General features: G+C 72.9%; 22 protein-coding genes. 12 read left to right on the top strand and 10 right to left on the bottom strand.

Translation table 11 applies throughout. The features are described 5' to 3' along the window. Positions 1–4 precede the first annotated feature (4 nt). From ACH436_RS15005 to ACH436_RS14990, 4 genes are all read right to left on the bottom strand, one after another. The gene (locus ACH436_RS15005) at positions 5–583 is read right to left on the bottom strand and encodes a hypothetical protein (RefSeq protein ID WP_430560988.1); all 579 of its coding nucleotides are present in this window, start codon (positions 581–583) and stop codon (positions 5–7) included. 203 nt (positions 584–786) lie between these two features. Continuing rightward, positions 787–1,416, bottom strand: a complete 630-nt coding sequence (locus ACH436_RS15000; RefSeq protein ID WP_430560987.1) for a hypothetical protein — start codon at positions 1,414–1,416, stop codon at positions 787–789. A gap of 227 nt (positions 1,417–1,643) precedes the next feature. Continuing rightward, positions 1,644–4,229, bottom strand: a complete 2,586-nt coding sequence (locus tag ACH436_RS14995; protein WP_430560986.1) for a LuxR C-terminal-related transcriptional regulator — start codon at positions 4,227–4,229, stop codon at positions 1,644–1,646. Between the two features lie 61 nt (positions 4,230–4,290). Continuing rightward, positions 4,291–4,515: a hypothetical protein gene (locus ACH436_RS14990; protein WP_430560985.1), complete on the bottom strand. Its 225-nt coding sequence runs from the start codon at positions 4,513–4,515 to the stop codon at positions 4,291–4,293. An 89-nt stretch (positions 4,516–4,604) separates the two neighbouring features. On the opposite strand from ACH436_RS14990, the gene ACH436_RS14985 reads away from it, so the two are divergent. Then, complete coding sequence (locus ACH436_RS14985) at positions 4,605–4,763, top strand: hypothetical protein (RefSeq protein WP_430560984.1); 159 nt, start codon at positions 4,605–4,607, stop codon at positions 4,761–4,763. Positions 4,764–4,784: 21 nt separating this feature from the next. Here the strand turns inward: ACH436_RS14985 and ACH436_RS14980 are convergent, their stop codons facing one another. Then, positions 4,785–8,888 (bottom strand): phosphodiester glycosidase family protein, encoded by a 4,104-nt coding sequence (locus ACH436_RS14980; RefSeq protein ID WP_430560983.1) that lies wholly within the window; start codon positions 8,886–8,888, stop codon positions 4,785–4,787. A 266-nt stretch (positions 8,889–9,154) separates the two neighbouring features. Here ACH436_RS14980 and ACH436_RS14975 point away from each other — a divergent pair, with 266 nt between their 5' ends. Next, on the top strand, positions 9,155–9,892 hold the full coding sequence (locus ACH436_RS14975; protein ID WP_430560982.1) for a PAS and ANTAR domain-containing protein: 738 nt from the start codon (positions 9,155–9,157) through the stop codon (positions 9,890–9,892). A 35-nt stretch (positions 9,893–9,927) separates the two neighbouring features. Here the strand turns inward: ACH436_RS14975 and ACH436_RS14970 are convergent, their stop codons facing one another. Continuing rightward, positions 9,928–10,869, bottom strand: coding sequence for a helix-turn-helix transcriptional regulator (locus ACH436_RS14970; RefSeq protein WP_430560981.1), 942 nt, complete (start codon positions 10,867–10,869; stop codon positions 9,928–9,930). A 134-nt stretch (positions 10,870–11,003) separates the two neighbouring features. Between ACH436_RS14970 and ggt the strand changes: the two genes are divergently transcribed. Together ggt and ACH436_RS14960 are read left to right on the top strand one after the other, a co-directional pair. Further along, entirely contained in the window at positions 11,004–12,860 is a 1,857-nt protein-coding gene (gene ggt / locus ACH436_RS14965; RefSeq protein ID WP_430560980.1) for a gamma-glutamyltransferase, read from the top strand. A 361-nt stretch (positions 12,861–13,221) separates the two neighbouring features. Then, positions 13,222–13,599 (top strand): HIT family protein, encoded by a 378-nt coding sequence (locus tag ACH436_RS14960; protein ID WP_430560979.1) that lies wholly within the window; start codon positions 13,222–13,224, stop codon positions 13,597–13,599. A gap of 184 nt (positions 13,600–13,783) precedes the next feature. On the opposite strand, the gene ACH436_RS14955 is transcribed toward ACH436_RS14960, so the two are convergent. Further along, the gene (locus ACH436_RS14955; RefSeq protein ID WP_430560978.1) at positions 13,784–14,728 is read right to left on the bottom strand and encodes a helix-turn-helix domain-containing protein; all 945 of its coding nucleotides are present in this window, start codon (positions 14,726–14,728) and stop codon (positions 13,784–13,786) included. A gap of 129 nt (positions 14,729–14,857) precedes the next feature. On the opposite strand from ACH436_RS14955, the gene ACH436_RS14950 reads away from it, so the two are divergent. After that, positions 14,858–16,081, top strand: coding sequence for an MFS transporter (locus ACH436_RS14950; RefSeq protein WP_430560977.1), 1,224 nt, complete (start codon positions 14,858–14,860; stop codon positions 16,079–16,081). A 147-nt stretch (positions 16,082–16,228) separates the two neighbouring features. On the opposite strand, the gene ACH436_RS14945 is transcribed toward ACH436_RS14950, so the two are convergent. After that, a complete protein-coding gene (locus tag ACH436_RS14945; protein ID WP_430560976.1) occupies positions 16,229–17,461 on the bottom strand; it encodes an FAD-dependent monooxygenase in 1,233 nt (410 codons plus the stop codon). Between the two features lie 101 nt (positions 17,462–17,562). On the opposite strand from ACH436_RS14945, the gene ACH436_RS14940 reads away from it, so the two are divergent. Beyond that, positions 17,563–18,210: a TetR/AcrR family transcriptional regulator gene (locus ACH436_RS14940; RefSeq protein WP_430560975.1), complete on the top strand. Its 648-nt coding sequence runs from the start codon at positions 17,563–17,565 to the stop codon at positions 18,208–18,210. Between the two features lie 123 nt (positions 18,211–18,333). On the opposite strand, the gene ACH436_RS14935 is transcribed toward ACH436_RS14940, so the two are convergent. After that, the gene (locus ACH436_RS14935) at positions 18,334–18,918 is read right to left on the bottom strand and encodes a hypothetical protein (RefSeq protein WP_430560974.1); all 585 of its coding nucleotides are present in this window, start codon (positions 18,916–18,918) and stop codon (positions 18,334–18,336) included. Positions 18,919–19,268: 350 nt separating this feature from the next. Here ACH436_RS14935 and ACH436_RS14930 point away from each other — a divergent pair, with 350 nt between their 5' ends. The 6 genes from ACH436_RS14930 (at position 19,269) to ACH436_RS14905 (ending at position 22,979) form a co-directional block, all read left to right on the top strand. Further along, positions 19,269–19,835 (top strand): hypothetical protein, encoded by a 567-nt coding sequence (locus ACH436_RS14930; protein WP_430560973.1) that lies wholly within the window; start codon positions 19,269–19,271, stop codon positions 19,833–19,835. A gap of 10 nt (positions 19,836–19,845) precedes the next feature. Then, positions 19,846–20,391: a hypothetical protein gene (locus ACH436_RS14925; protein ID WP_430560972.1), complete on the top strand. Its 546-nt coding sequence runs from the start codon at positions 19,846–19,848 to the stop codon at positions 20,389–20,391. A 61-nt stretch (positions 20,392–20,452) separates the two neighbouring features. Beyond that, the gene (locus ACH436_RS14920; protein WP_430560971.1) at positions 20,453–21,040 is read left to right on the top strand and encodes a hypothetical protein; all 588 of its coding nucleotides are present in this window, start codon (positions 20,453–20,455) and stop codon (positions 21,038–21,040) included. 115 nt (positions 21,041–21,155) lie between these two features. Continuing rightward, positions 21,156–21,713, top strand: a complete 558-nt coding sequence (locus tag ACH436_RS14915) for a hypothetical protein (protein ID WP_430560970.1) — start codon at positions 21,156–21,158, stop codon at positions 21,711–21,713. 43 nt (positions 21,714–21,756) lie between these two features. Further along, entirely contained in the window at positions 21,757–22,383 is a 627-nt protein-coding gene (locus ACH436_RS14910) for a hypothetical protein (RefSeq protein ID WP_430560969.1), read from the top strand. A gap of 56 nt (positions 22,384–22,439) precedes the next feature. Continuing rightward, the gene (locus ACH436_RS14905) at positions 22,440–22,979 is read left to right on the top strand and encodes a hypothetical protein (protein ID WP_430560968.1); all 540 of its coding nucleotides are present in this window, start codon (positions 22,440–22,442) and stop codon (positions 22,977–22,979) included. Between the two features lie 238 nt (positions 22,980–23,217). Here ACH436_RS14905 and ACH436_RS14900 read toward each other — a convergent pair whose 3' ends face one another. Beyond that, positions 23,218–23,703, bottom strand: a complete 486-nt coding sequence (locus ACH436_RS14900; protein WP_430560967.1) for a MarR family winged helix-turn-helix transcriptional regulator — start codon at positions 23,701–23,703, stop codon at positions 23,218–23,220. Positions 23,704–23,721: the final 18 nt, after the last annotated feature.

Raw genomic sequence — 23,721 nt, 5'->3', positions numbered from 1 at the left:
GCGTTCACAGGCTCGCCCCCTCGGCCACGAGGGCGAGCCGGGTGCTCGCCCCGAGGTACGCGTCGCCCGTCGGGGCGAGGCGGACGTCCAGCACGACGTGCTCGCCGGCGCCGAGCTCGAAGGCGGGTGCCAGGTCGGCGGCGGGGACGGCGTCCGCGAGCGTGGTGCCGCCGTCGTGGACGGTCACGACCAGGACGTCGTAGAGGTCGAGGGCGGCGTCGCGGGCGACGACGCCGGGGTCCAGGTCGCGGGCGCCCAGGGTGATCCGGGCGGCGACGGCGGCGGTGTTGCGGACGGCGAACCGGAGGACCACGGGGCGGTCGGGCAGGATGCCCGTCGCGGCGGCCTGGGTGAGCTCCAGGTCGAGGGCGGCCTCGCCGCCCCGGCCCTCGCGCCAGTCGGCGTCGGCGGGCTGCCACCCCGCCTCCTCGCTCGCCGCGATCTGCAGGTCGAACGTCGTGGGCGTGAGGTGCGCGAGGGCGTCCGTGCGGTGCACGACGGACGCGGTGGTGAGGGCGACGACCACGGCCAGGGGGATGCCGAGGAGCGCGGCGACGCGGCGACGACGACGGTCGGTGCTCACCAGGGCCTCCTCACATGGTCCTCTCGGGCGTCGGGTGCGGTGCGGAGAATCCGTGCCGTGGGGTGCGGGGGAAGACCCCACGGCACGGAGGTCGGTGGGAGTGCCGGGCCGGTGCCCGGCGGGTGCCCGGCAGTGCCCAGGAGCCGCGGGACGGGAGGGGGAAGTCTCGCGGCTCCTGGGAGATCGGGGGACGGCGGTCGGGGTCAGACGGACTCGCCGTCGACCTTGACGAGCACCTGTGCGGCCTGGCCCTGGAGCGCGTTGTTCGCGGCCGCCGAGCCCTGGTCGGGCAGCTCGACGGTGATGACCAGAGCCGTCTGGTCGGGGCCCGAGTCGGCCGTGCCGTCGTCCTGCGCGAGGTTCGCCAGCGTGATGCCGGAGGCCAGCTCCGCGTAGGTGTAGGTGCCGCCGACGGCGCTGCCGTCCTGCGTCACGGTGAACCGGAGCGCGGCGAGGAAGTCGACGTCGCTCGGCGTGGTGGTGTCGTCGACCAGCGCCAGGTTCAGGGTCGACACGAACGTGGAGTCGTTCCAGACCTCGACGGTGCCGCTCACCGGGCCGGACCCGGGGAACATGTTCTCGGCATCGGCGAGAGTGATGATCTCGGCCGTGGTCTCGGCCGTGTTGTCCTGCCAGGTGTCGTTGGCGACGTCCTTGATCTGCAGGTTGTAGCGCGAGTCGGCGTTGCCGATCCCGCTGCCGAGCGAGCCCCACTCGACGTCGGTGAAGGCTGCGGTGGTGAGCAGCGCCCCGATGCCGATGACGGCGCCCCAGCCGACGACCGCCTTGCGGCGCCGCTTGCTCTGCTCCTGACGCTCCAGGGCTTCGGTCATGGTGGTTCCTCTCCGGCGGCGCCCGGTCTGCTGGACGGCCTGTGCGTGCGGGGCGGGTGGGCTCCGCGGTGGGTCGTGCCTCCAGTAGAGGCCCGGCCGGGCACGCCACGGGCCCGCACGGGCGCGCTCGGGTAGCGCCGCGGGGCACACCGGGTAGCGGTCGCGGGGCGGGTAGGGGGCGCCGCCCTCCGACCCAGGTATCTGACGCTTGTCGACCGGGAGTCAGGTCAGACGAGCCGTGCCGGCCGGGGTGCGTCGTCGTCCAGAAGCTCCGCGAGCTGGGCGCGGGTGCCGACCCCGGACTTGCGGAACGCGCTCGCGAGGTGGTTCTCCACCGTGCGGACGCTCAGCACGAGCTCGTCGGCGATCTCCGCGTTCGCCAGGCCCCGCGCGGCGAGCCGCGCGACCTCGCGCTCGCGCGGCGTGAGGTTCACCCCGGGGGCCAGGGGCGCGAGGAACGCCAGGAGGTCGGGGCGGCGCGCCACGAGACGCCGGGCACGCGCCAGCGCCTCGGTGGCCGCGCTCATGTCCCCGCGCTCGCGCAGCACCCGCACGGCCGCGGCGCGCAGCCGCACCGAGTGCAGCAGCAGGCCCGCGTCGTCCAGCCGGCCGGCGACCCGGTGCATCGCCTCCGGGTCGCCGTCGCCCAGTGCCAGCCCGTGCTCGACGAGGAGCGGCACGAGCGTGCCCTCGGCGCCGGCGGCGGCCTCGGCGAGCTCCGCGGCCCGCGCCGGGTCGGGCCGCAGCTCCAGCGACGGGATGCCGGCCAGCACGCCCGAGACCAGGCAGTCCCGGTCCCGCAGCGCACGGCTCTCCCGCCACAGCAGCTCGGCGAGCTCGGGGTCGCGGCCCCCCCGCATCAGCGCGGCCGACGTGCGCGCCCACACCGTGGACATGTACGGGAAGGGGCCCGGCGGCAGCCCGAAGGCCCTCGCCTGGGCGACGAGCGCGGCGGCGGCGGACGGCCGCCCGTCCAGGTGGGCGATCGACGCCGCCAGGGCGAGGTTGCCCACCTGGTACTGCTGCTGGCGGACGGGCGTCTGGCCCACGGCCAGCAGCTCGCCCAGGTGCTCCCGCAGCTCCCCCCACGAGCCGCGCAGCATGAGCGCGAGCGACACGACGTACCCGTGCCCGAGGAGCGCGTCCGGCGCGAGGGCGGCCCGCGCCTCGTCGAGGTGACGCCGGGCCCACTCGAGGCCCTCCTCCAACGCTCCGTCGCAGACCAGGGCCACGCCGTGCACCACGTCGCGGTCCCTCCCCCGCTCCTCCGGGAAGGCGCGCAGCAGCTCCAGCGCCTGCCGCGTCCGCCCGGTCGTGGTGAGCCGCGCGGCCTGCACGGTGCGGGTGACGGCCGCCACCTCCGGGACGTCCGAGCCGAGGTTCTCCGCGACGTCCGGCACCTGCCGTCCCGACGCGAGCGCCACCCGGGCGCGGACCGCGTCGAGGAGGCCGGACCACCCGCCCACCTGCTCGCGCGCGTCGGCGAGGAGCCGCATCGCGGCGTCGGGGTCCCGGTCCACGAAAGCGACGAGCTCGGCCTCGCGCTCCGTGAGCCGGGCGAGGCCGTGGTCGTCGCCGGTCCGCGGGGTGCTGCCGAGCACGTGCCAGGCCGTGGCACGGTCGACGGGTCCGCTGAGCAGCACCGCCAGGAAGGACGCGGCGGTGCGCGGCGTCGCCGCCCGGGTCCAGGCGTGGCGGCGGGCGAGCACCTCGGCCGTCCACTGCTCGTGGACCAGCCGCCCGAGCACCGCCCCCGACTCGCGGGGAAGGTGGGGCGAGGCCGGGTCGTCGGGTCCGGCGGGCCCCTCGGGCTGCGGCAGGTCGAGCCCGTCGGACCCCTCGAGGGCCCCCGACACCCGCTCGAGCGTGTGCAGGCGGCGCACGCCCGTGCTGACGTGCCGGAAGTACTCGCCCACGAGCGGCGGGTAGACGCTGAGGCGCGGCTCGCCCGCCATCGTGCGCAGGTAGAGCCGGCCGGACGCCTCGAGCTGCTCGAGGTCCTCCCAGGGCACCAGCCTGCGGGCCGTCGCCGGCTCCACCGGCCCCACGAGCGCCAGCTCCTCGAGGCTGCGCAGCGCCGGCGGCGTCAGGTCGCTCAAGAGCGGCGTGACGGCCCGCACGAGCTGCGGCGTCCACAGGTCCGCGTCCGCGTGCCAGACGCCGTCGCGCTCGGCGAGGTGCCCGGCGCGCCGCGAGGTCGCGGCGATGGCGTGGACCAGGCCCGGCAGCCCGCCCGACGACGCGTAGACGCGGCCGACCACGGTCGCGTCGACCTGGCTGCCGAGCAGCTCGAGCAGCAGGGTGTGCACGTCGACGTAGCGCAGCGGCGGCACGGGCAGGTCCACGCAGGGCCGCACCTCGTCGGCGAGGACCGGGGCGCCGTCCTCCGCCGCGCCGGCGCGCCGTCCGGGCCGCGTGACGCACAGGACGGGGAAGCGCCGCACCGCGTACGCGGCCGCGAGCGCCCCCGTCGAGACCGGGTCGAGGTCGTCGGCGTCGTCGACCACCACGACCGTCCGGCCGTCCGCGACCGCGGCGACGACCGCCTCGACGGCGCCCGCCACCGCCGAGCCGCGACCCGGCGCGCCCACCAGGCCGGCGATCGCGAGGGGCTCCAGCGGTCGTGACCGCAGGGCCGCGACGGCGGCCACGCGGTGCACGGTCCAGCCCTCCGCCTCGAGGAGCTCGGTCACGTTCGCCACGATCTGGCTGCGGCCCGACGCCTTGGAACCGACGAGGTTCACGCTCGTGCCGTCGACCAGGCAGGAGACCGCGGCGTCGCGCGTGCTGTCGTGCAGCGTCGTGGTGGTCACCACGCCATCGTGCGGGCCGATCGGGCCGGGCGCATGCGAGACGGCGCGGTGAGGGGTGGGGTCAGCCCCGCTCGTGCGCGCCGATCATCGGCAGGCCGAAGGCCAGCCCGACGGCGAGGATGCCGCCGACGACCATGTAGGGGTCCAGGGTCGGGTTCCCGCCGGAGGCGCCGGACCCGAGCAGCACCAGCCCGGCCAGGAAGAGCACGAGCGCCCCGAGGAAACGGCCGAGGACGGCACCGGTGGGCTCGGACTTGACGCGCGGGTTGACCTGGAAGTCGCTCATGGTCCGAGGATAGGCCGACCGCGGCGGGCGGGGCGAACGCCCCCGGCCGCGCTCGTGCCTGCGCGACGCCGCGTGCCTATCGTCCGGACATGGCGTACGCGACGAAGCACCTGACCACCGACACGCGGGACGACTTCGCGTCGCTCGTCCAGGCCCCCGAGGCGCCCTACGAGCAGTTCGGCTTCGTCCGCGACCGGCGGATCGCCAAGTGGCGCTGGGTGATGCGGGTCGACGTGCCCGCCGCCTGACCGGGCGGGCACGTCGACCACTCAGCGCCGCACGCGGACCGTGAGCTCCTTGCTCCGCGTCTCGCCCGCCGCGTTGGTGAGCACCGCGACGTACCGGTAGGTGCCCGGGTCCTGGCCGGTGACGACCGTCGACGCCGCCTGGGCCTCGCCACCGCTGCCGGGGACGAGCTCCTGACGGTCCACCTCGACGCCGTCCTCGTACAGGACGTAGCCCGTGGCCTGCGTCCCCCACCACTTGTTCGCCGTGACCACGTAGTCGCCGTCGCCGTCCTGGTTGTCGTGGGACAGCACCGGGGTGCCGGGGTTCGCGTCGGTGACCCGCACCGTGTGCTCGTTCGCGCACGGGGTGGTGCCGGCGGCGTTGACCAGCTCACAGGTGTAGACGTACGACCCGTTCCGTTTGCCCGTCACCGGGACCGCCACCCGCTGGGCGGCCGTGCCGTCGTGGGTCAGCTTCTCGGTGCGGACCAGGTCGCCGTCCTCGTAGAGCCGGAGGCTGGTGGCGTTCTCGCCCCACCACAGGTCGACGAGCACGCGGTAGTCGCCGTCGCGCAGGCCGGTGTCCCAGCCGTTGTCGTCGCTGATCCGGGCGGTACCCGGCACCCCGGCGGGGACGAGGACGTCGAGCGTGCCGACGGCGCCGTTCACCTCGACCTCGACGGTCGCACGGCCGGGCGCGACGGCGGTCGCCTCGTGCGACGCCGGGTCCAGTGCCAGCACGGTTCCGTCGGGGGCGTCCGCGGCCGCGCCGACGAACACCTTCTCCCCGCCCCAGCGGGACGAGACGGGCCACGCGACCGGCACCTCGCGGGTGCCGTCCTGCGTCAGCAGCGCGCTGACCTGTCCCGACGTGCCCACGGCGAGCTCCTCGGGCCCGCTGACCGCGACGTCCTCGGCGCGCGCCTCGACCTCCCAGGAGAACCAGCCGCCGTCACCCGTCCCCTCGGCAGCCGGGTCGACGCCGATCATCGACCAGCCGGTGAACCCGCCGTCCGCGGGCGTGCTGGCCGGGCTCTTGCCGGAGTTGCCGTTGACCACGTACGGGACCCCGTCGGCGGTGGAGGCGTGGAAGACGCCCACGTGCGACCCGACGGACGCGACCTGCTTGCCCGAGGTCTCACGGAAGTCCTCGAACCAGCCGCGCAGCGTCTCCGCCTCGACCCGGTCGACGAGCTGGCTCGCCTTCGTGGGCAGCGGGTCGTCGAGCGGGTGGTGGAACAGGGTCACGACGCCCGTCACGGCGTCGTCCGAGGCCGCGTCGTCGAGCGCGTCGCGCAGCGCCCGGAGCTGTGCGAAGTCGCTGCCGAGGCGCCCGCTGGACGAGTCGAGCATGACGAGGCGCGTGGTGCCGCCGTCACCCCTCGGGTCGGGGACGTCCACGACGTGCGTGCGCTCGCCGAACTCGTCCTCGAAGTTCTCGATGGAGCCGCCCATGACCTCGTGGTTGCCCGGCAGGTAGTACCAGGGGAAGTCCGCGCCGGCGAGGCCGTCGTCGAGCACCTCTCGGGCCAGGTCGAAGTCGGCGGGTGACGCCTCGTCCACCAGGTCGCCGTTGATGACGAGCAGGTCCGGGTCGGCCGCGACGATCTCCGCCAGGGCCTGCTTCGCGCCCTGCACCGCTCCGGACCCCGGGTCGCGGGCGACGAACTGTGCGTCGGACAGCACCGCGACCCGCAGCGGGGCGTCGTCCGTCGCGCCGTCGGCCACGACCACGGGGTCCTCGACGCGCGCCGGCTCCGGCGCCTCGACGTCCGGCGGCACGTGGGCCCGGACGTCGGAGATGACCAGCTCGCCCGCGTACTGCGCCGCCGCACCCGTCTCCAGGAACCGCACGCGCTGCATCGTCAGCGGGTAGGCGACGCCCTCCGGGACTGTCAGCTCCACCTGGCGCCAGCCCTCCCACGAGACCGTCGGGCCGTCGAGGTTCGTCGTGACGCCGTTGCCCTGGCGCACCTGGAGCCGCAGCCAGGCGCCGTTCCCGTCGCCGTGCACCCACATCGTGAGCTTGCGCGGCTGGCCCTCGATCACGCGCCCGCCGTCCGGCACGACCGCGTACTGGCCGCGGGTCGCGGTCGACTGGGTGAAGTCGTAGGTGAGCCGCAGGCCGGCCGCGCCGTCGTGCCCGTCGGCCGGGGCGACGGACCCGCCGGGCGCCCGGTCGTGCGCGGACGTCCACCGCGCGGCGTCGGAGAAGTCCGCGACCTGCACCTCGTCGAGGGAGACGGCGACGGCCACGTCGACGGCGAGGTCGCCGACGGTGAGCGTGAAGGATGCCGCCCCGGAGGGCTGCAGCGCCCGCACCGTGAACGACCCGTCGGCCGACGGCTCCAGCGCGGCGACGCCGTCGCCGCCCGTGACCTCGACGTCGCGCGCCTCGACCGGCGCGGAGTACCCGTCGGCGTCGTGCCCGACGACGGTCAGCGAGGCCGTCGCGTCCGCGTCCGGGAGGGTCACCACCGGCTCGGGGACGGTGACACGCTCGAGGCGGCCGAGCACCGTGAGGTCCACCGCACCCGTCGCGACGCCGTCGCTCGCCGGGGTCGCGGCGCGGACGGTCGCGGTGCCCGGCGCGACACCGGTCACGACCCCCGCACCCTGGTCGGCGCGGGCCACGCTCGCGACCTCGGGGTCGGTCGTCGTCCAGTCGTCCGGGCGGGTCTCGACCGGTGCGCGGCTCTCGTCGTACCCCGCCGCCGTGAGGGTGCGGTGCAGGCCGGGGAAGACGCGCAGCGCGTCGCCGGTGGGTGCGTCGCCCGTGGGCACGGCCGCGCGGACGTCGAACGCGTGCACCTCGCCCGAGCCCTCCGGGGTGAACAGCCCCAGGCCGTTCGCGTCGAGGCGCTCCGCGCCGTCGGACGGGCGGTTGAGCACGCTCGTGCCCGCGTCTCCGGGCAGGCGCGCGACCATCGTCGTGGAGCCGCCCCCGTCGAGGTTGATCGCGTCGTCCGCGCCCAGCTGGGACACGAACCGCCCGAGCTCCGGCAGCGACGCGCCGATGCTGTGCGCCTGCCGCCCGTCGACCACGACGAGGTAGGCGGTCGTGCCGTCCTCGCTCAGCCCCACCGCGGTGCGCGGGTGGCGCAGCGTCGCGAACTCGCTGGTCGCGGAAGTCACCTCGCCGTCCTCGAGCAGCCAGTCGTCGGGGTCGCCGCCGATGGCCGTCGTGAGGTCGCCGAGGTCCTCGCGCAGGCCGTAGGCGAGCGCCACCTCGTCCCCCGGCGTGAGCGCGGCGAGGGCGTCGGCCGCGGCCCCGGGCCGGGCGACGACGGCGCGGACATCGGCGGGCAGGCGGCCCGAGCCCGGCGCGCCGACCGAGACGACGGTACCGCCCGTGCCGCCTGCGCTGCCGGGCGCGGTGCGCACCTGCACCTCGACGCCCTGCTCCCCCGCGCCGAGGGGCCGGGTGCGCGCGGCGTCGCCCCAGGCGGCATCGAAGACGGCGACGCCGCCCGCCGGGACGGCGGTGACGTTGAGGCCGGCGACGGGCAGCTCGCGGGCGTCGGCGCCCGAGCCCAGCGTGACGGTGCCCTCGAGGAACAGCTCCGCGAGCCGCGCGACGCCGGAGGAGTCGACCGTGAGCGCCTTCTCGCGGCCGGGGGCCGCGGACTTGAGCAGGGTGCCGTCGTCCACGGCCGCGCCGAGCGCGGCGCCAGAGTTGTTGATGTCGAAGAAGTCGCCGTTGATCGCGGCGACGGCGCCCCGGTCGGCCGCCAGCTGGCTCACGGTCGCGTTGCCGGCGACGGCGTCGGGGCCGAGGTAGCCGAGCCGCGGCCCGCCCTCCTGGCCGAGGTGCGCGACGAGCACCTCGCCGCTCAGCCAGCCCTCGGCCGAGACGCGGGCGAACTCGGTGAGCTCCAGCCCCGGGGCGATCAGCCGCTCCGTGCGCTCGGTGACGATCGCGGCGCCCGCGTCGTCCAGCGGCAGGTCGGCGACGTCGTCGGAGACCGTGCCGGTGACGGCCCCGGCCGGCGCGGGCGTGACGCCGGCGGTCGCGACGGGCAGGTCGCGCGGGTCGCCCGGAGGGGCGGCCGCGGCGGTGCCCGCGGGCACCGCCATCGCCAGGCCGAGCAGGAGGCCGACCCCCGCGGGGACGGTGCGTCGGGCAGGGGGCAGAGCTCGGCTCATCGGATCCTCCGCTGGTCGGGCCGGGACGTGCGCCGTCGCAGCGTCCCGCGACCAGGTTGCCACCAACTTTCATGATGTCAACCAGAAGGGAAACTTTCTGTCAGCGATGCGCGACCGCCGGCGGCCGGCATCCCTGGGGCGCACACCACCGTCCCCGAGACGCACCCGGTGCAGGGCCGACCCGCGGACCGTGGTGAGGTGATCGATCGGCGTCGAGAACCGGCGCTGCCTCGCGTCCCCCTCGGGACCGCAGGTTGGAGGTCCCCATGCACCCCGATGGTTCGTCGACGCCCGACCACCCGCACGCACCGGTCCCCCGTACGCTCGCCGCCCCCGCCCCGGCGCTCGACCCCGACACGGTGGACCACGCCCTCGACCTCGGCAGGCGGCACCTGACGGGCACCTTCCGGTGCACCCTCCCCGACGAGACCTGGTGGTGGTCCGCCGAGACGTACGAGATCCACGGCTTCGAGCCGGGCGAGGTCGTGCCCACCACGTCGCTCGTCCTCGCGCACAAGCATCCCGAGGACCGCGAACGGGTGCGCCGGCTGCTCGCCGGCGCGCGCCGCACCCGCGCCCCGTTCGCGAGCGTGCACCGCATCATGGACGCCCGCGGGCGCGAGCGGACCGTGGTTCTCACCGGCCAGGTCGAGACCATCCCCGAGGCCGCGGGCGTCGAGGCGATCCGCGGCGCCGTCACGGACATCACCCACGACCTCGACGAGCGCGCGCGGCAGGAGGCGTCCCGGCAGGTCGCGGCCGCGGCGGAGAGCCGAGGCACGATCGACCAGGCCAAGGGCATGCTCACCCTGCTCTACGACGTCGGGCCGGACGAGGCCTTCCGCCTGCTGCGCGCCACGTCCAACGACCGGAACATCCGGCTTCGCGACCTCGCCGCCCGAGTGCTGGAGGTCGCGCGCCGGGACGGGCCGGACGCCCGCCGGAGCCTCGACCGGCTGCTCCGGCCGGAGCCGTCAGGGCCGGCCGGGCCGCCGCGTCCCTGACCGCACCTCCCGCGACCTCCCGCGACCTCCCTCGATCAGCGGCGCAGCGTCGCGGACGGCAGCTCTCCGTGCGCGTCCCGGTACCGGGAGGCGAAGTGACCGAGGTGCAGGAACCCCCACCGGTGCGCCACCGCCGCGACGGTGGTGACGTCCGGGTCGGCGCCGAGGAGCTCGCGGCGGGCGCCGTCCAGGCGGGCCCGGCGCAGCACCTCCCCCGGCGTCGTCCCGAGCGACCGGCGGAACGCCGCCTGGAGGCCACGGGTCGACACGTGCACGGCCGCGGCGACCTCGTCGACGGTGATCGGCTCGTGCGCGTGCTCGTCCATGAACGCGACCGCGCGCCGCACCACGGCCGGCAGCGCGCGGTCGGCGCCGGCCCCGGGGTCATCCGTGGCCACGTTGGGGAACGTGTGCAGCAGCGTGAGCACCAGGTGGTGCACCAGCGACCGCTGCAGCGTGGGCGCCGCCAGCGCGTCCGCGTGGGTGGTCAGGGCCTCCGCCGCGAAGGACGCCGCGGCGGCCCAGGTGAGCGCCTCCGCCGGCCCCCGCGGCCGCCCCGCGTGGAACAGGTGCGCCGGCTGGTCCCGCCCCGTCAACCGGGTGGCCACGGCCCGGACGTACTCCCGGTCGAGCGCGAAGCCGCTCGACCGCGCCGTCTGCCAGGTCGCGCTCGCCGGGCCGGCCGCGTCGAGCAGCGCCGGCCCCTCGGTGTGGGCGGCGCCCGCGTGCTCCAGCCGGATCCGACCCTGGAGCCGGAGCACGATGACCGGCCCCGGGTCGCCCATCGTCGTCGTGCCCGCCAACGGCAGCGTGTGGTCGGTCCAGGTGGCGTGGGCGACGGAGGCGGAGCGGATCGAGAACTCGAAGGACTCCCTCGGCGCCCGCAGCTGCACCCCCGGGAAGATCGCGGCGAGCGCCGCCTCGGCCGCCTGGGCGTCCGAGGTACGCAGCGCGAAGCCGCCGACCGGTGTCGTCATCCGGCCACGGTCGCGCCATCGACCCTCTCCACGCAACCGGCCGGGCACGGCGCCACGGCCCTCGGCGGGCGACCGAGGACGTTTTCGGCCACTGTGGGTGGAACGCACCGGGCACACCCGTCCAGGAGGCCACCGTGGACCACCGCCGTTCCGCACGCCCGTCGATCCGCACCCGGACCGCCGCCGCCCTCACCGCCGTAGCGCTGGCCGGGACGACCGCCGTCGTCGGCGCCCTCGGGACGGCGCCCGCGAGCGGCCACCCGCGCGACGACGTGAAGGTCCCCACCGCCGTCGGCTACGGGGGCGCGATCAGCACCGTGGACCCGGAGGCGAGCCGCGTCGGCCTGGAGGTGCTGCGCAAGGGCGGCAACGCCGTCGACGCCGCGGTGGCCGCCGCGGCGGCGCTCGGCGTCACCGAGCCGTACAGCGCGGGCATCGGCGGGGGCGGGTACTTCGTCTACTACGACGCCGACAGCGGAGAGGTGCAGACGATCGACGGCCGGGAGACCGCCCCCGCGGACATGCCGAACGACGCGTTCATCGACCCGGCGACGGGCAAGCCGTACCCCTTCACGCCCGAGCTGGTGACGAGCGGCGTCTCCGTCGGCACACCGGGCACCCCCGCCACCTGGCAGACGGCGCTGGACGAGTGGGGCACCTACTCGCTGAAGAAGGCGCTCAAGCCGGCGACGCAGCTCGCGCGGCGCGGGTTCGTCGTCGACCAGACGTTCCACGACCAGACGGCGTCGAACGCGGAGCGGTTCGCCGCGTTCCCCGCGACGGCGGAGCTGTACCTGCCGGGCGGCGAGCCGCCCGCCGTCGGCAGCGTGTTCCGCAACCGTGACCTGGCGGACACGTACGACCTGCTCGCGAAGCGCGGCACCGACGCGTTCTACGGCGGCGCGCTCGCCGCCGAGATGGTGGACGCCGTGCAGCGTCCGCAGACCTCGCCGGACACCGACCTGCCCGTGCCGCCCGGCTTCCTCGAGCTCGACGACCTCGCCGGGTACGAGGCCCTGCTCCAGGACCCGGCCGAGTCCGACTACCGCGACTACGACGTCTACGGGATGGCGCCGTCGTCGAGCGGCGGGTCCACGGTGGGCGAGGCGCTGAACATCCTCGAGACGTTCGACCTCGCCGCCATGGACGACGCCGCCTACCTGCACCACTACCTCGAGGCGAGCGCCCTGGCGTTCGCCGACCGGGGCGCGTACGTGGGCGACCCCGCGTTCGTCGACGTCCCCCTCGACACCCTGCTCTCGGACGACTTCGCGGCCGAGCGCGCGTGCCTGCTCGACCCGGAGGCCGCGGCGACCAAGCCCGTCACGCCCGGCGACGTGGACGCCGACGACGCGGCGTGCGGCGAGACGATCGCCCCCGCCGACTCCGACACGGAGAACGTGTCCACCACCAACCTCACCGTCGTGGACGGGGACGGGAACGTCGTCGAGTACACGCTGACGATCGAGCAGACGGGCGGCTCGGGGATGCTCGTGCCGGGCCGCGGCTTCCTGCTGAACAACGAGCTGACCGACTTCTCCACCGTGTGGGCGGCGGACGACCCGAACCGCATCGAGCCGGGCAAGCGGCCGCGGTCGTCGATGTCGCCGACGATCGTGCTGCGCGACGGCGAGCCGGTCCTGGCCCTCGGGTCGCCGGGCGGATCCACGATCATCACGACCGTGCTGCAGACGCTCACCAACCACCTCGACCGGGGCATGCCGATCGGCGACGCGCTCGCCGCGCCCCGCGCAGCGCAGCGCAACACGGCGTCCGTCACCGCCGAGCCGGAGTTCATCGCCGCGTACGGGCCGGCGCTGGAGGCCTACGGGCACACGCTCGTGCCGGCGGGCGACGCGTTCACGTCCGCCGCGGAGATCGGCGCCGCCACCGCCGTGCAGATCGGCGACGACGGCCTGCTCACGGCGGTGTCCGAACCGCGCCGCCGCGGCGGCGGCGCAGCGATGGTGGTGGAGCCGCTCGACCGCTGAGCCTCGCCGGGTACGAGAGGACCGGGCCTGGGCCGTCGAGGGGGCGGTCGCGGATGAGGCCTGCCTCCCTCTGGGCGAGCGCCGCCAGCATGTGCACGTCGAGACCCACGCACAGCCGTAGGTGATCGCCATGCCGCCGCCGTAGCGGAAACCCCTGCCGGAGGTTCTGAACGGGCTCGGGTTTCGAACGGGGTTCTTGACCGGCGTGTCGAGGCGTCTCGAGCGCACGCTCGCGGGTGCGTCACAAACGGTCAGTTTTGAAGCAGCGGTGTCCGTTGTCGAAGGTCTACAGGCCGCGCGCTGTGCGTGTGACCTCCCTGGGGCCTGGGATCGAGGCAGCCGCGTGGTGTTGGATCAAGGCATGAGTCACGCCGCGTCCCCGTTCCTTGCTGTCCCGCGGGAGAGCCGGATCGCTGAGAACGACCTCGCGTTTGCCATCTACGACGCGAACCCCGTGTCACCTGGTCACACGTTGATCATCCCGGTCCGCCCGATCGTGGTCTGGTTCGACGCGACTCGCGAAGAGTGGGCAGCGGCCCTCGATCTGGTCGGCGACGTCAAGGCGCTGCTCGACTCGAAGTTCCGGCCGGACGGCTACAACGTCGGATTCAACGCCGGCCGAGCTGCTGGCCAGACGGTCTTCCACGCGCACCTGCACGTCATCCCTCGACACGACGGCGACGTCGAAGACCCCACCGGAGGCGTCCGGCACGCAGTAGTCGGACGGGGGCACTACTGACATCGATGTCCCGACCACCCGGACCATCGGCGAGGTTTCGAAACTTCCAGAACCCGACTCTGGCGCGCCTCAGAATCGGTCAGTTTTGAAGTGTCGACGGCGATCGTGGGGGATCGACAGAGCCTGGTTGCTCCGTCGCGGTGGAGCTTGATTGCTTCAACCGGGGCTCCCGGTCCGGTGTCGTCTACCGGCTCCGAGTGCTCTTCGTCGTTGGCCGCGTCCCGCGTTGGATCTTTGCGGTTCCTGAGGGTCGGGTTGCGGCGTTCGCCTCGTGGGTGACTGTTCCTAGCAGGGTGAGAGCATCGGCGGACGTCTGGTCGGTGGGGGTGTAGATCTCCAGCCGATGGTCCGGGCTGTCTGCCTGCAGCCAGATCTGGAACTCGAGGGTCAGGTCGCCGACAAGGGGGTGGTGGAAGCTCTTGACGCCGCCTGTGCACTCGCCGACGTGGCCCGATGCCCAGAGGGAGGCGAAGTCGGGGTCCTTCATGCTGAGTTCGCCGACGAGTTCGGCCAGGCGGGTGTCGTCGAGGTACTTCCCACTGATCCGCCTCAGGTAGGCGACGTTCGTGCAGGCCTCAGTCGTCCAGTCTATGTAGGAGTCGCGGACCTGCGGGTCCAGGAACAGCAGTCGCGGCATGGACGGCCGCGTCGAGGGATCCGTGGGGCTGTCGAACGGCAGGTGTGGGGCCAGCAGCGCGTGTCCCATCCGGGTCCACGCCAGCACGTCGTTGCGCCTTCCGAGGAGAACGGCGGGCTGCTCGGAGATCGCTTCCATCATGGCCAGCGCGCGTGGGTGGGGGCGTTCCGGACGTGTTCGGGGCGCGGGGCGCAGCGGAGTGGGTTTGGCCAGGTCGAGCAGGTGCTCGGTCTCTGTCGCCGTCAGCTGTAGTGCCTGGGCCAGGGCCATCAGCACCTCGGTCGACGCGTTGCGGGCCTGGCCCTGCTCAAGACGGGTGTAGTACGCGACGCTCACGCCGGCGAGCTGGGCGACTTCTTCGCGACGTAGCCCGGGGACGCGGCGTCGGCCGCCCCACCTGACGGCGTCGGTCTGCTCGGGGTCGAGGGCAGCGCGGCGCGAGCGCAGGAACTCGCCCAGGCTCTTCGAAGACGCGCTCACCGAGGGGGACATGTCAACCAGCGTAGGCACGGATACGGACCTCGGGCGGCGAGGAGGGTATCCCTGCCGGTGGTAGGAACCCAGAGCGCACGTTCAACGGGTGTGTGGCTGCTGCGTCTGGGGCCGGTCAGGCTCGTGGACATGCTTTCTCCAGACAACGCCTCCCGTACCCGGCTGGTCCTTCTGACCTTGGCCGCCGGTGCTTTCGGCATCGGTACCACCGAGTTCGCCGTGTCCGGTCTGATGCCGGGGATCGCCGCCGAGTTCGACGTCTCGGTCACCGTCGCTGGCTGGGCGGCGACCGCCTATGCTCTCGGGGTCTTCCTCGGGGCACCGCTCATGACCCTGGTCGGGCAGCGGTTCGACAAGCGGAAATTCCTGCTCGTCCTGATGGTCCTGTTCATCGTCGGCAACCTGCTGACCGCCTTCGCCCCCTCGTTCGCGCTGATTCTGCTGGGCCGGGTGGTCACGTCGCTCACCCACGCGGCATTCATCGGCATCGGCTCGATCATCGCCGCGCGCGCGGTCCCCGAGCACAAGAAGACGAGCGCGATCGCGTTCATGTTCTCCGGCATGACCCTGGCCACGCTGATCGGTACGCCGATCGCCACCTGGGTGTCTACGGAGTTCTCCTGGCGCGTGTCCTTCCTGGGCATCTCCGCCATCGGCCTGGTCGCCCTCGTCGGCATCGTCGCGTACATCCCCACCAGCACCAGCCACGAGTCGTTCCACTTCGCGGCCGAGGTCCGCGCCTTCACCAACCCGCAGCTGCTGCTCGCGATGCTGATCACCATCCTCGGGCCGGCGGGATTCTTCACCTCGATCACCTACATCGCCCCCATCACCATGAACATGACCGGCACGCCGGAGAGCTGGGTCACCCTCTACATGCTCGTCTTCGGCCTCGGCCTGTTCATCGGCAACCTCCTCGGCGGACGCCTCGCCGACAAGAACCTCATGGGCCTGCTGCTGGGAAGCCTCGCTCTCCTGACAGCGACACTGCTCGTGTTCTGGCTCGCCGCAGGAAACGTCGTGGTCACGTTCGTCGCCGTGTTCCTCATGGCCGCAGCCGGGTTTGCCACGGTCTCCCCGATCCAGCGCCTGGTGATGGAACGAGCCGAGCGCGCCGGCGCCCCCAACCTCGCGTCGTCCATGAACATCGGCATGTTCAACCTCGGCAACGCCATCGGAGCCTGGCTCGGCGGCTACGTCATCAGCACGGGCTTCGGCGACAGCAGCCCCAACCTTGCTGGCGCTCTGCTCGCGGCCGGAGCCCTTGTCGTCGGCGTCATCATCTGGCGGCAGTCCAAGAGGCCTGTCGGCTCGCCCCAGCGCGCGGGCGTTGAAGAGATGAGCGCTAGCTGAGCTGCATCTTGAGGTTTCGAAACATCCAGAACCCGATTTTGATGCGCCTCAGAATCGGTCGGTATTGGTGCACGGTGCTCGCGTTCAGAGCGACCCGGGGCACGGCTACTTTGCCAGCCCGCCCCGCGTCGCACCCTGCCGACCTGCTCAGGGGGCAGCGACGTCGAGGGACTTTTCCTTGAACTTGGTGGCGATGAAGGCGCGCATGGCCTTGTTGGTCAGGCGGTTGCTCGTGACCTTGGACATGACGTTGCGCATCGCGAGGTCACGACGGTTCTGGGGCACGAACATGGCGAGGCCGTCGGTGCGTCCGGAGCGCTGCTGGACGCTGACGAACGGGCGCAATCGCTGTTCCCACTCGCGCAGCGCGCGGGCGGTGTGGCCCGGGTTGCGGGCGAGGGTGGTGCCGAGCAGGTCGGCGCCGGCCAGGCCGAGGGAGGCTCCCATGCCGGAGTAGAGCGTGAGGCACCAGGCTGAGTCGCCGATGAGTACAACGCGGTTGGTGTGCCAGCGGGGCATCTCGACCTGGTGCACGGAGTCGAACAAACTGTCGTCGGCGGCCTCGAACTGGTCGAGCAGGCTCTGCAGGATCAGTCCTGGCGCTTCGGGGCCATAGGCGGCGCGCAGCGACTCGATCGGAGTACCGCGGAACTCGGCGTCCTCGTCGTCGGTGCGGTAGGAGAACAGCACGCCCGGGGCATGGTCGACGAAGGGGAACACCCACGCGGAGCGACCCTCCTCGGCGAGGATGAGCCCGTCGGTGGGTCGGAAGCCGGGCACCTGCTCCTTGAGCAGGGTGGCCCCGATGATGTGGTTCAGGGGTCGAAGCAGTCGGGAGTCTGGCCCGAACACGAGCTTGCGCACCGTGGAGCGCAGCCCATCGGCGCCCACGACCAGGTCGAACCGCTCGGTCGTCTCGGTGGCGGCCCAGCCGCTGTCGGCGTCGCCGGCGGTCGTGGTGCGCAGCGTGACGTCGACCCCGTCGGGGTGCTCCTCGATCGCGACCGGCGTGGTGCCGTACCGGATCTCGGCGGTCTCGGCCACCTGCGGGTACAAGGCTGCTTCGATGTCGCCGCGCATGATGAGCCGCGGGTCGCCGGGAAGATCGCCGTAACCCATGCTCGGCCGCCGCCGCTCGCCGGACCGGTCGACGTCGTAGGTGGTGCCGTCCGGGTCGGCACGGTTGCCGATCGCGTCCAGCACGCCCATGCGCTGCGCGGTGGCACGGCCGGTCTCGAACAGGCCGACGAAGTAGCCGGCCGGGCGCCGGTCAGGAGCGCGTTCCACCACGACGGGCTCCCAGCCGACCTCCCGCAGGCGCATGGCCGCAGCCAGTCCGGCGATGCCCATTCCCACGACCAACGCGCGCGGTGCACTCATCCTCAAGACTCCCATCTAAGCGGAGGCGCGTCCTCCGATTTATGGCGTCAGGCTACATCAATCGGAGGACGCGCCTCCGCTTCGTAGGTATGCTGGGCCTCGTGAACGACCCGAGTCCCGTGAATCGGCCCTTGCGCGCCGATGCCGAGCGCAACCGCCGACGCCTCATCGCTGCCGCCCGTGAACTCTTCGCCGCCCGAGGCATAGACGTCACACTCGATGACGTCGCCCGCCATGCCGGAGTCGGTGTCGGAACGGTCTATCGCCGATTCGCGAACCGCGCCGAGCTCGTGGAGGCCGTGCTCGACAGCGCCGTGAACCAGGTCGTTGGGCGCGCCGAGCAAGCCCTCGACCGCGAAGACCCGTGGCAGGCGTTCGAGCAGTTCTTCCTTGCCGCGGCCGCGGACTTCGCCGAGAACCGAGGGCTTCGCCAGATCCTCGTCGAGGGTGGTCACGGCGTCGGCACCACCCTTGACGTGGCGGGCACGCGACTTGCACCGGCCGTGGAGGCGCTCATCACTCGCGCCCAGGAGGCCGGCCAGCTCCGGACCGACATCGCGCACACCGACTTCCCGATGGTCCAGCTCATGCTCGGAGCCGTCACCGAGCACAGTCGCGAAATCGCCCCAGACCTCTGGCGCCGCTACGCGACACTCCTCCTTGACGGGCTGCGCACCTCGCGCGACGCCACCACCCCGCTCGGCGCTCTCGCCCTGACCGATGACGAGTTCGCCCGCAGCACCAGCTAGCGCGCGGCTCAGGGTCCGGCCGCGGAGGTTTCGAAACATCCAGAACCCGATTCTGGTGCAGTTCAGAATCGGTCGAATCTGGCGCGGTGCTGCTCTGCAGGACTTCTCTTCAGTCGGTGACCGTCACAGCGGCAGGACGGTGAACGCGACGATGCCGTTGTCCAGCTCCTGGAGGCCCTGCGGGCTGGAGCACGCGGTCAGGGCGTCGACGCCCGGGTACTCCAGGACCTGCCGCACGTGGTGGCCGTCGAACGCTCCGGCGGTGAACGTGCCGTCCCAGACGATGGTCAGCACGGATGCCGCCTGCACGTAGGTGTAGGTGCCCTCGAACGTGGACGTCGCGCCGGTGTCCCACACGTAGGTCTTGGTGATCGACTGGGTGGAGAGCAGGTCGAGGCACGACCGGGTGCCGGAGCTGACGATGTGCTCGTCCTGCAGGCTCGTGATCCCGCCCCCGCCGATGACGACGCAGCCCTGGTAGTCCCGGGTCGCCTCGTAGGACACGTTCTGCGGCGTGTAGGTGATGCCCGGGTCGTAGGTCGCCGAGGTGGTACCTCCGCAGACCACGCTGCCGAGCTGCGGAAGTGCCTGAGCGCGTGGCGCCGCCAGCCCGCCGGCGACGGCGACGAGCAGGGCGAGCACCACCGCCAGGATCGAGATCCGTGCCTTGCCGGACGACGGTCGAGCGGCCGAGACGAAGGTGTCCATCGTGGGTCCCTTTCTGTCGGCGGCCGGCACGGCGGCGCGGCTGCCCTGGTGCACGAGATCGCGGATGACCACAGGATGACCCGGGTCCGGCTCCGCGGCAGCGCCAAATTTCACCCGGACCCATTTGCGGTGCTGCACCGGGTTCTGAACCGTTTCGTGCGCCCGGTGGCACGGTGCCCGCCGGGCGCATCGTCGGAGCCCGGGTTAACTTCTTGGCGGTTGTCATGCCGGAGATCCGCGCGGCCGACATCCAGGAACCAACTGCGACCCTCGTCGCGCTACCACCCTGCGGGTGGTACCGCTCCCACAGCTGTGGGCCCGCGTTCCTGAGTGTGATGAAGGGATTCATCATGACCGACACCATCCACCGCACGACCATCCGTCGACGGCGGCGCCGAGGCGTCCTCGCTGCGGTCGCCGGAGCCGCGCTCGCCCTGGCCGCGGGGCTCGGCGGCGCCGTCCCGGCGCAGGCGGACGTGCTCGACGCCACCTGTACCGGCACCACCAACATCGCGTACAGCCCCGGCATCAAGCTCGTGGCGGCGACAGTCGACGTCACCGACACCACGAGCTTCTCGTGCACCACCTCGAAGGCGTCGATCAACCGCGGTCACCTCTCCAACAGCTCGACCGGCGTGGAGCGAGGCTGCCTGAGCGTCGGGGCGACCAGCTTCAACCGGACCGTCTACTGGTCCGACTACAGCACCTCCGACCTGACCGGCACGTCCACGACGGCCAACATCGCCGGCAACACCGTCGAGACGATCACCGGCACGGTCTCCGGCGGGAGGTTCGAGGACGACACGTTCGTCCTGGTACGCACGCTGCCGAACATCGCCGGCCTGCTCGACTGCCTCACCACCACCGGCCTGACCCAGGTCAGCGGCACCTCCGTGCTGACCATCACGGGGTTGTAGGGCCGGGGCCGTGCGCGCACATCGTCATGGCGTCGCGATCAGCCGCCTCGCGCGGACCCTCGCCGGCGCGCTGCTCGCGACCGTCCTGGCCACCTCCGGCGGGGCGACCGCGCACGCCGAGGTGCTGGAGGCGACCTGCACCGGCACCTCGACCGTCCACTACACGCCCGGCCTCCGGCTGGCACCGCGCACGGTCGACGTGGACGGCGGCCGCCAGTACGACTGCCTCTCGGCGACCGTGAGCTCCGGCGTCTCGAGCTTCGCCCTCGACGACGTCGAGCGCGGCTGCCTCAGCGCCGCGCCGTCCGCCCACGTCGAGACCATCACCTGGGACGACGGCTCCAGCTCCGTGCTCAGCGGCACCGTCACGGTCGTGAACGCCGCCGGCACCACCGTGGTGACCAAGACCGGCACCGTCACGGCCGGACGATTCCTGGGCGCCGCCGTCCTCCAGGTCAACACCGGGCCGACCATCAGCGGCCTGCTCGACTGCCTCACCACCACGGGGCTGACCACGATCACCGAGACCACCGTCCTCGAGATCACCTCGCTCTAGCGACCCCGCCCGCCGGCCGGGCCGGCGGGCACGTCACTCCTCAAGAAACGGGGACCACCTCATGTCCACCACCGCGTCTCGCACCACCTGGAAGCGCCGCACACGCACGGCACTGGCCGCCCTCGCTGGACTCGCGGCCGCCGGCGCCCTCGCGCTCGTCGGCGCAGCACCCGCCCAGGCCGACGTCCTGGACGCCACCTGTACCGGCAGCGTCGAGCACGAATACATCCCCGGGCTCAAGCTCGTCGCCGCACCGGTCGACCTCGACGAACGCGTCGAATACAGCTGCCTCGGGCTGAGCGAGCCTGCCGTGGGCACCTTCCAGGGCGGCGGCGGGTACTACCTGCAGGACGTCACCTACGGCTGCCTCAGTGTTGGACTGGCGCAGCACAACGAGACGATCGCCTGGACGGGCTTCACCGGCACCAACGTCAACTCGGTGCTCTCCGGCACCGCGGTCACGACCAACGTCGCCGGCTCCACCGTCGTCACCGTCACCGGCACCGTCACCTCCGGCATGTTCGCGGGCGACGCGTTCGTGAGAACCACGACCACACCCAACATCACGGGCGCCCTGGCCTGCCTCTCCAGCACCGGCCTCACCGAGTCCTCCGGCACCACCGTCCTGGAGATCACCTCCGTGCCCTGACCGCAGGAGTTCGTCATCCGTCCGCCCTGGCGGGCGGGCCGCAGCGGTGGGGAGCCGCGATGCTCCCGGCTCCCCACCGTTGCCGCAGCACCGGCTCAGACGATCGGAGAACCTCATGTCGAAGCACACCAGGACGCGCACGCTGACGGGAGCCATCGTGCTCGCATCGTCGCTGCTCGTCCCGCTGAGCATCGCCCCGGCGGCCCACGCCGCCGAGGACCGCGGCCTGATCACGTGCCTCTCCGGCGACGCGATCGAGGAGTACGTTCCCAACCTGACGTACGTCCCGCGAACCATCACCTCGACCACCACTGTCTCGTTCGACAGCTGCACCGGAACCCTGGGAGCACTCGCTCCGGACGGCTTCTTCGAGTACACGAAGACGAGCACGATGTCCTGCCTGCTGTCGGATCTGCTCGGCACCAGCGCACGCACGATCGAGTGGGACGACGGCGAGACCAGCACGATCAGCCTCACCTGGGTCACCGCACGCGTCGGCGGCAGCGTCACCGCCACCGGTACCGGCACCTTCACCGCGGGCAAGTACGCCGGGCGGATCGCCACGATCGTCTACACGCTCATCGAGCCCGACGACGTGCTCTGCCTCGGAGACGGCATCGACCTGGCAGGAAGCGGCGGTAGCGCGGCCACCCTCGCCATCCTGCCCGGCTAGGACACGACCTCAGCTCGCACACCCCCTGTCAGGAAGAGAGACCATGCACCCGAACACCACGGCCCCCCGACGCCTCACCTCCCGCCCACCCCGCACGGCAGGCCGGATCGTCGGAGCCGCGCTGGCGACGGCCGCCCTCCTCGCCCCGGTCACCGCCGCATCGGCGGCACCCCCAGCGCCGGCCGCACACGGCGCGGCCACCGCACAAGCGCTCCTCGCGAGCTGCCCCCTCGGCACGGCCGTCGCGAACTACGACCCCGGCGTCACGCTCCTACCCGCCGACGTGCAGTTCGACTCCCGCGCCGAGTACACCAGCTGCGCCACGAGCACCGACTGGAAGCCCTTCACCGTCGAGTCCAGCGGCACCTCAGAGCGGTCCTGCGCCACCCTGCTCGGCACGATCACCGGAGTACGGCAGACGATCACCTGGCGCAACGCCCTCACCGGCCAGATCACCACCTCCGAAGCGACCGTCGACGTCACCACCACCCAGGTCACCTCAGCCCTGCTCGTCACCGCGCAGGGCACCATCACCAGCGGTCACGCCACCGGGGCCGACTACACCCAGCAGGTCACCTACGCCGACCTGACCGCACTGCTGTCCTGCCTGACACCCGACGGGCTCACCAGCCTCGGCAACGGCATCACCTCGCTCACCATCAGCAACTGAACCAGCCCGACCAGACCGGCCCGACGGCAGATGACACCGATCGAAGGAGAGCCGTCATGACTGCACGCGTACTCACCCCTCGCCGCACCCTGGCAGCAGCGGCCGGCGCGCTTCTCGCCCTGGCCGCCCCCGCTGCGGGCGCCTCTGCACAACCGCAGGTTCTCGAGGCCACCTGCGTCGGGACCCAGGAGGTCGGATACTCCCCCGGCATCGTCCTCCTCACCGAACGTCAGACGACCGTGACCGGGTCGACCACCTACGACTGCCTCTCTGCCGACGTCGAGTCGGGGACCTCAGGATTCTCCGTCTCCGACTCCCGGTCCTGCACCAGCGTGACCCCGAGCGGGGCCGCGGAGACGATCCGGTGGGACGACGGGAGCGAGTCGGTGCTCACCATGTCGAGCGCCGTCGTCTCGGTCGGGGGCACGACGGTCGTGACCAAGAACGGCACGGTCACGGACGGGCGGTTCGAGGGGGCGCTCGCCCTGGCGACCATCACCGGGCCGACCGTCAGCGGTCTTCTGGACTGCCTCACCCCGGGAGGAATGACGCACACCAGCGAAGCGGTCGTCCTCGAGATCACCTCGATCCCCTGACGCGCCGGAGCGCAGACCGCACCGCGGGCACCTAGGGCCCGTTTCAGGAATGCCGATCAGGGGCGTTGTCGGGGCCAGGCGTCAGGCCTCAGCGCGCCGGCGGCGGGGGCATCGACTGGTCCTGCCGGGTGAGCGCCCCCCGGTCGAACTCTTCGTGCGCCTCGGCCGCCCCGTCCGGCCTGACCCGGCCGAGGCGCTCCCGCTCCGGGGACGGCGGGCCCGGGGCTCGCGGGTCGCCTCAGCCGGCGGCGAGCTTGCGCAGCAGTGTCTCCAGCTGCGCCCGCTCCGCGCGCGAGAGCGGCGCCAGCAGCCCGTCCTCCAGCTCGAGGTGCGCGGGGTACGCCTCGTCGATGAGCCGGCGCCCCTCGGGAGTCAGGGTGACCACCCGCCCGCGCCCGTCGCCGGCCCGCGCCTGCCGGGCCACGAGGCCGGCGGCCTCCAGCCGGTCGACCCGCTTGGACGTCGCTCCCGCCGTCACCATGGTGTGCTCGGCGACCTCCCCCAGGGGGAGCGCGAACGGGTCGCCCGCGCGCCGCAGGGCGCACAGCACGTCGAACTCGCCCTCCCCGATCCCGAAGCGCCGGTAGTTCGCCTGGAGCGCCGCGGTGAAGTCGTCGGAGATCCTGCGCATCCGCCCGATCACGGCCATGGGGCTCGGGTCGAGGTCAGGGCGCTCCCGGCGCCACTGGTCCACGAACGTGGCGACGCGATCGACCTCAGACATGGCCCCATTCTACTTTCC

This window comes from Isoptericola sp. NPDC019693, assembly GCF_044389085.1.
In the GTDB taxonomy this organism is placed as follows: domain Bacteria; phylum Actinomycetota; class Actinomycetes; order Actinomycetales; family Cellulomonadaceae; genus Isoptericola.
Note: the sequence above shows the minus strand (reverse complement) of the source record. Positions and strands in the feature narration are given on the sequence as shown.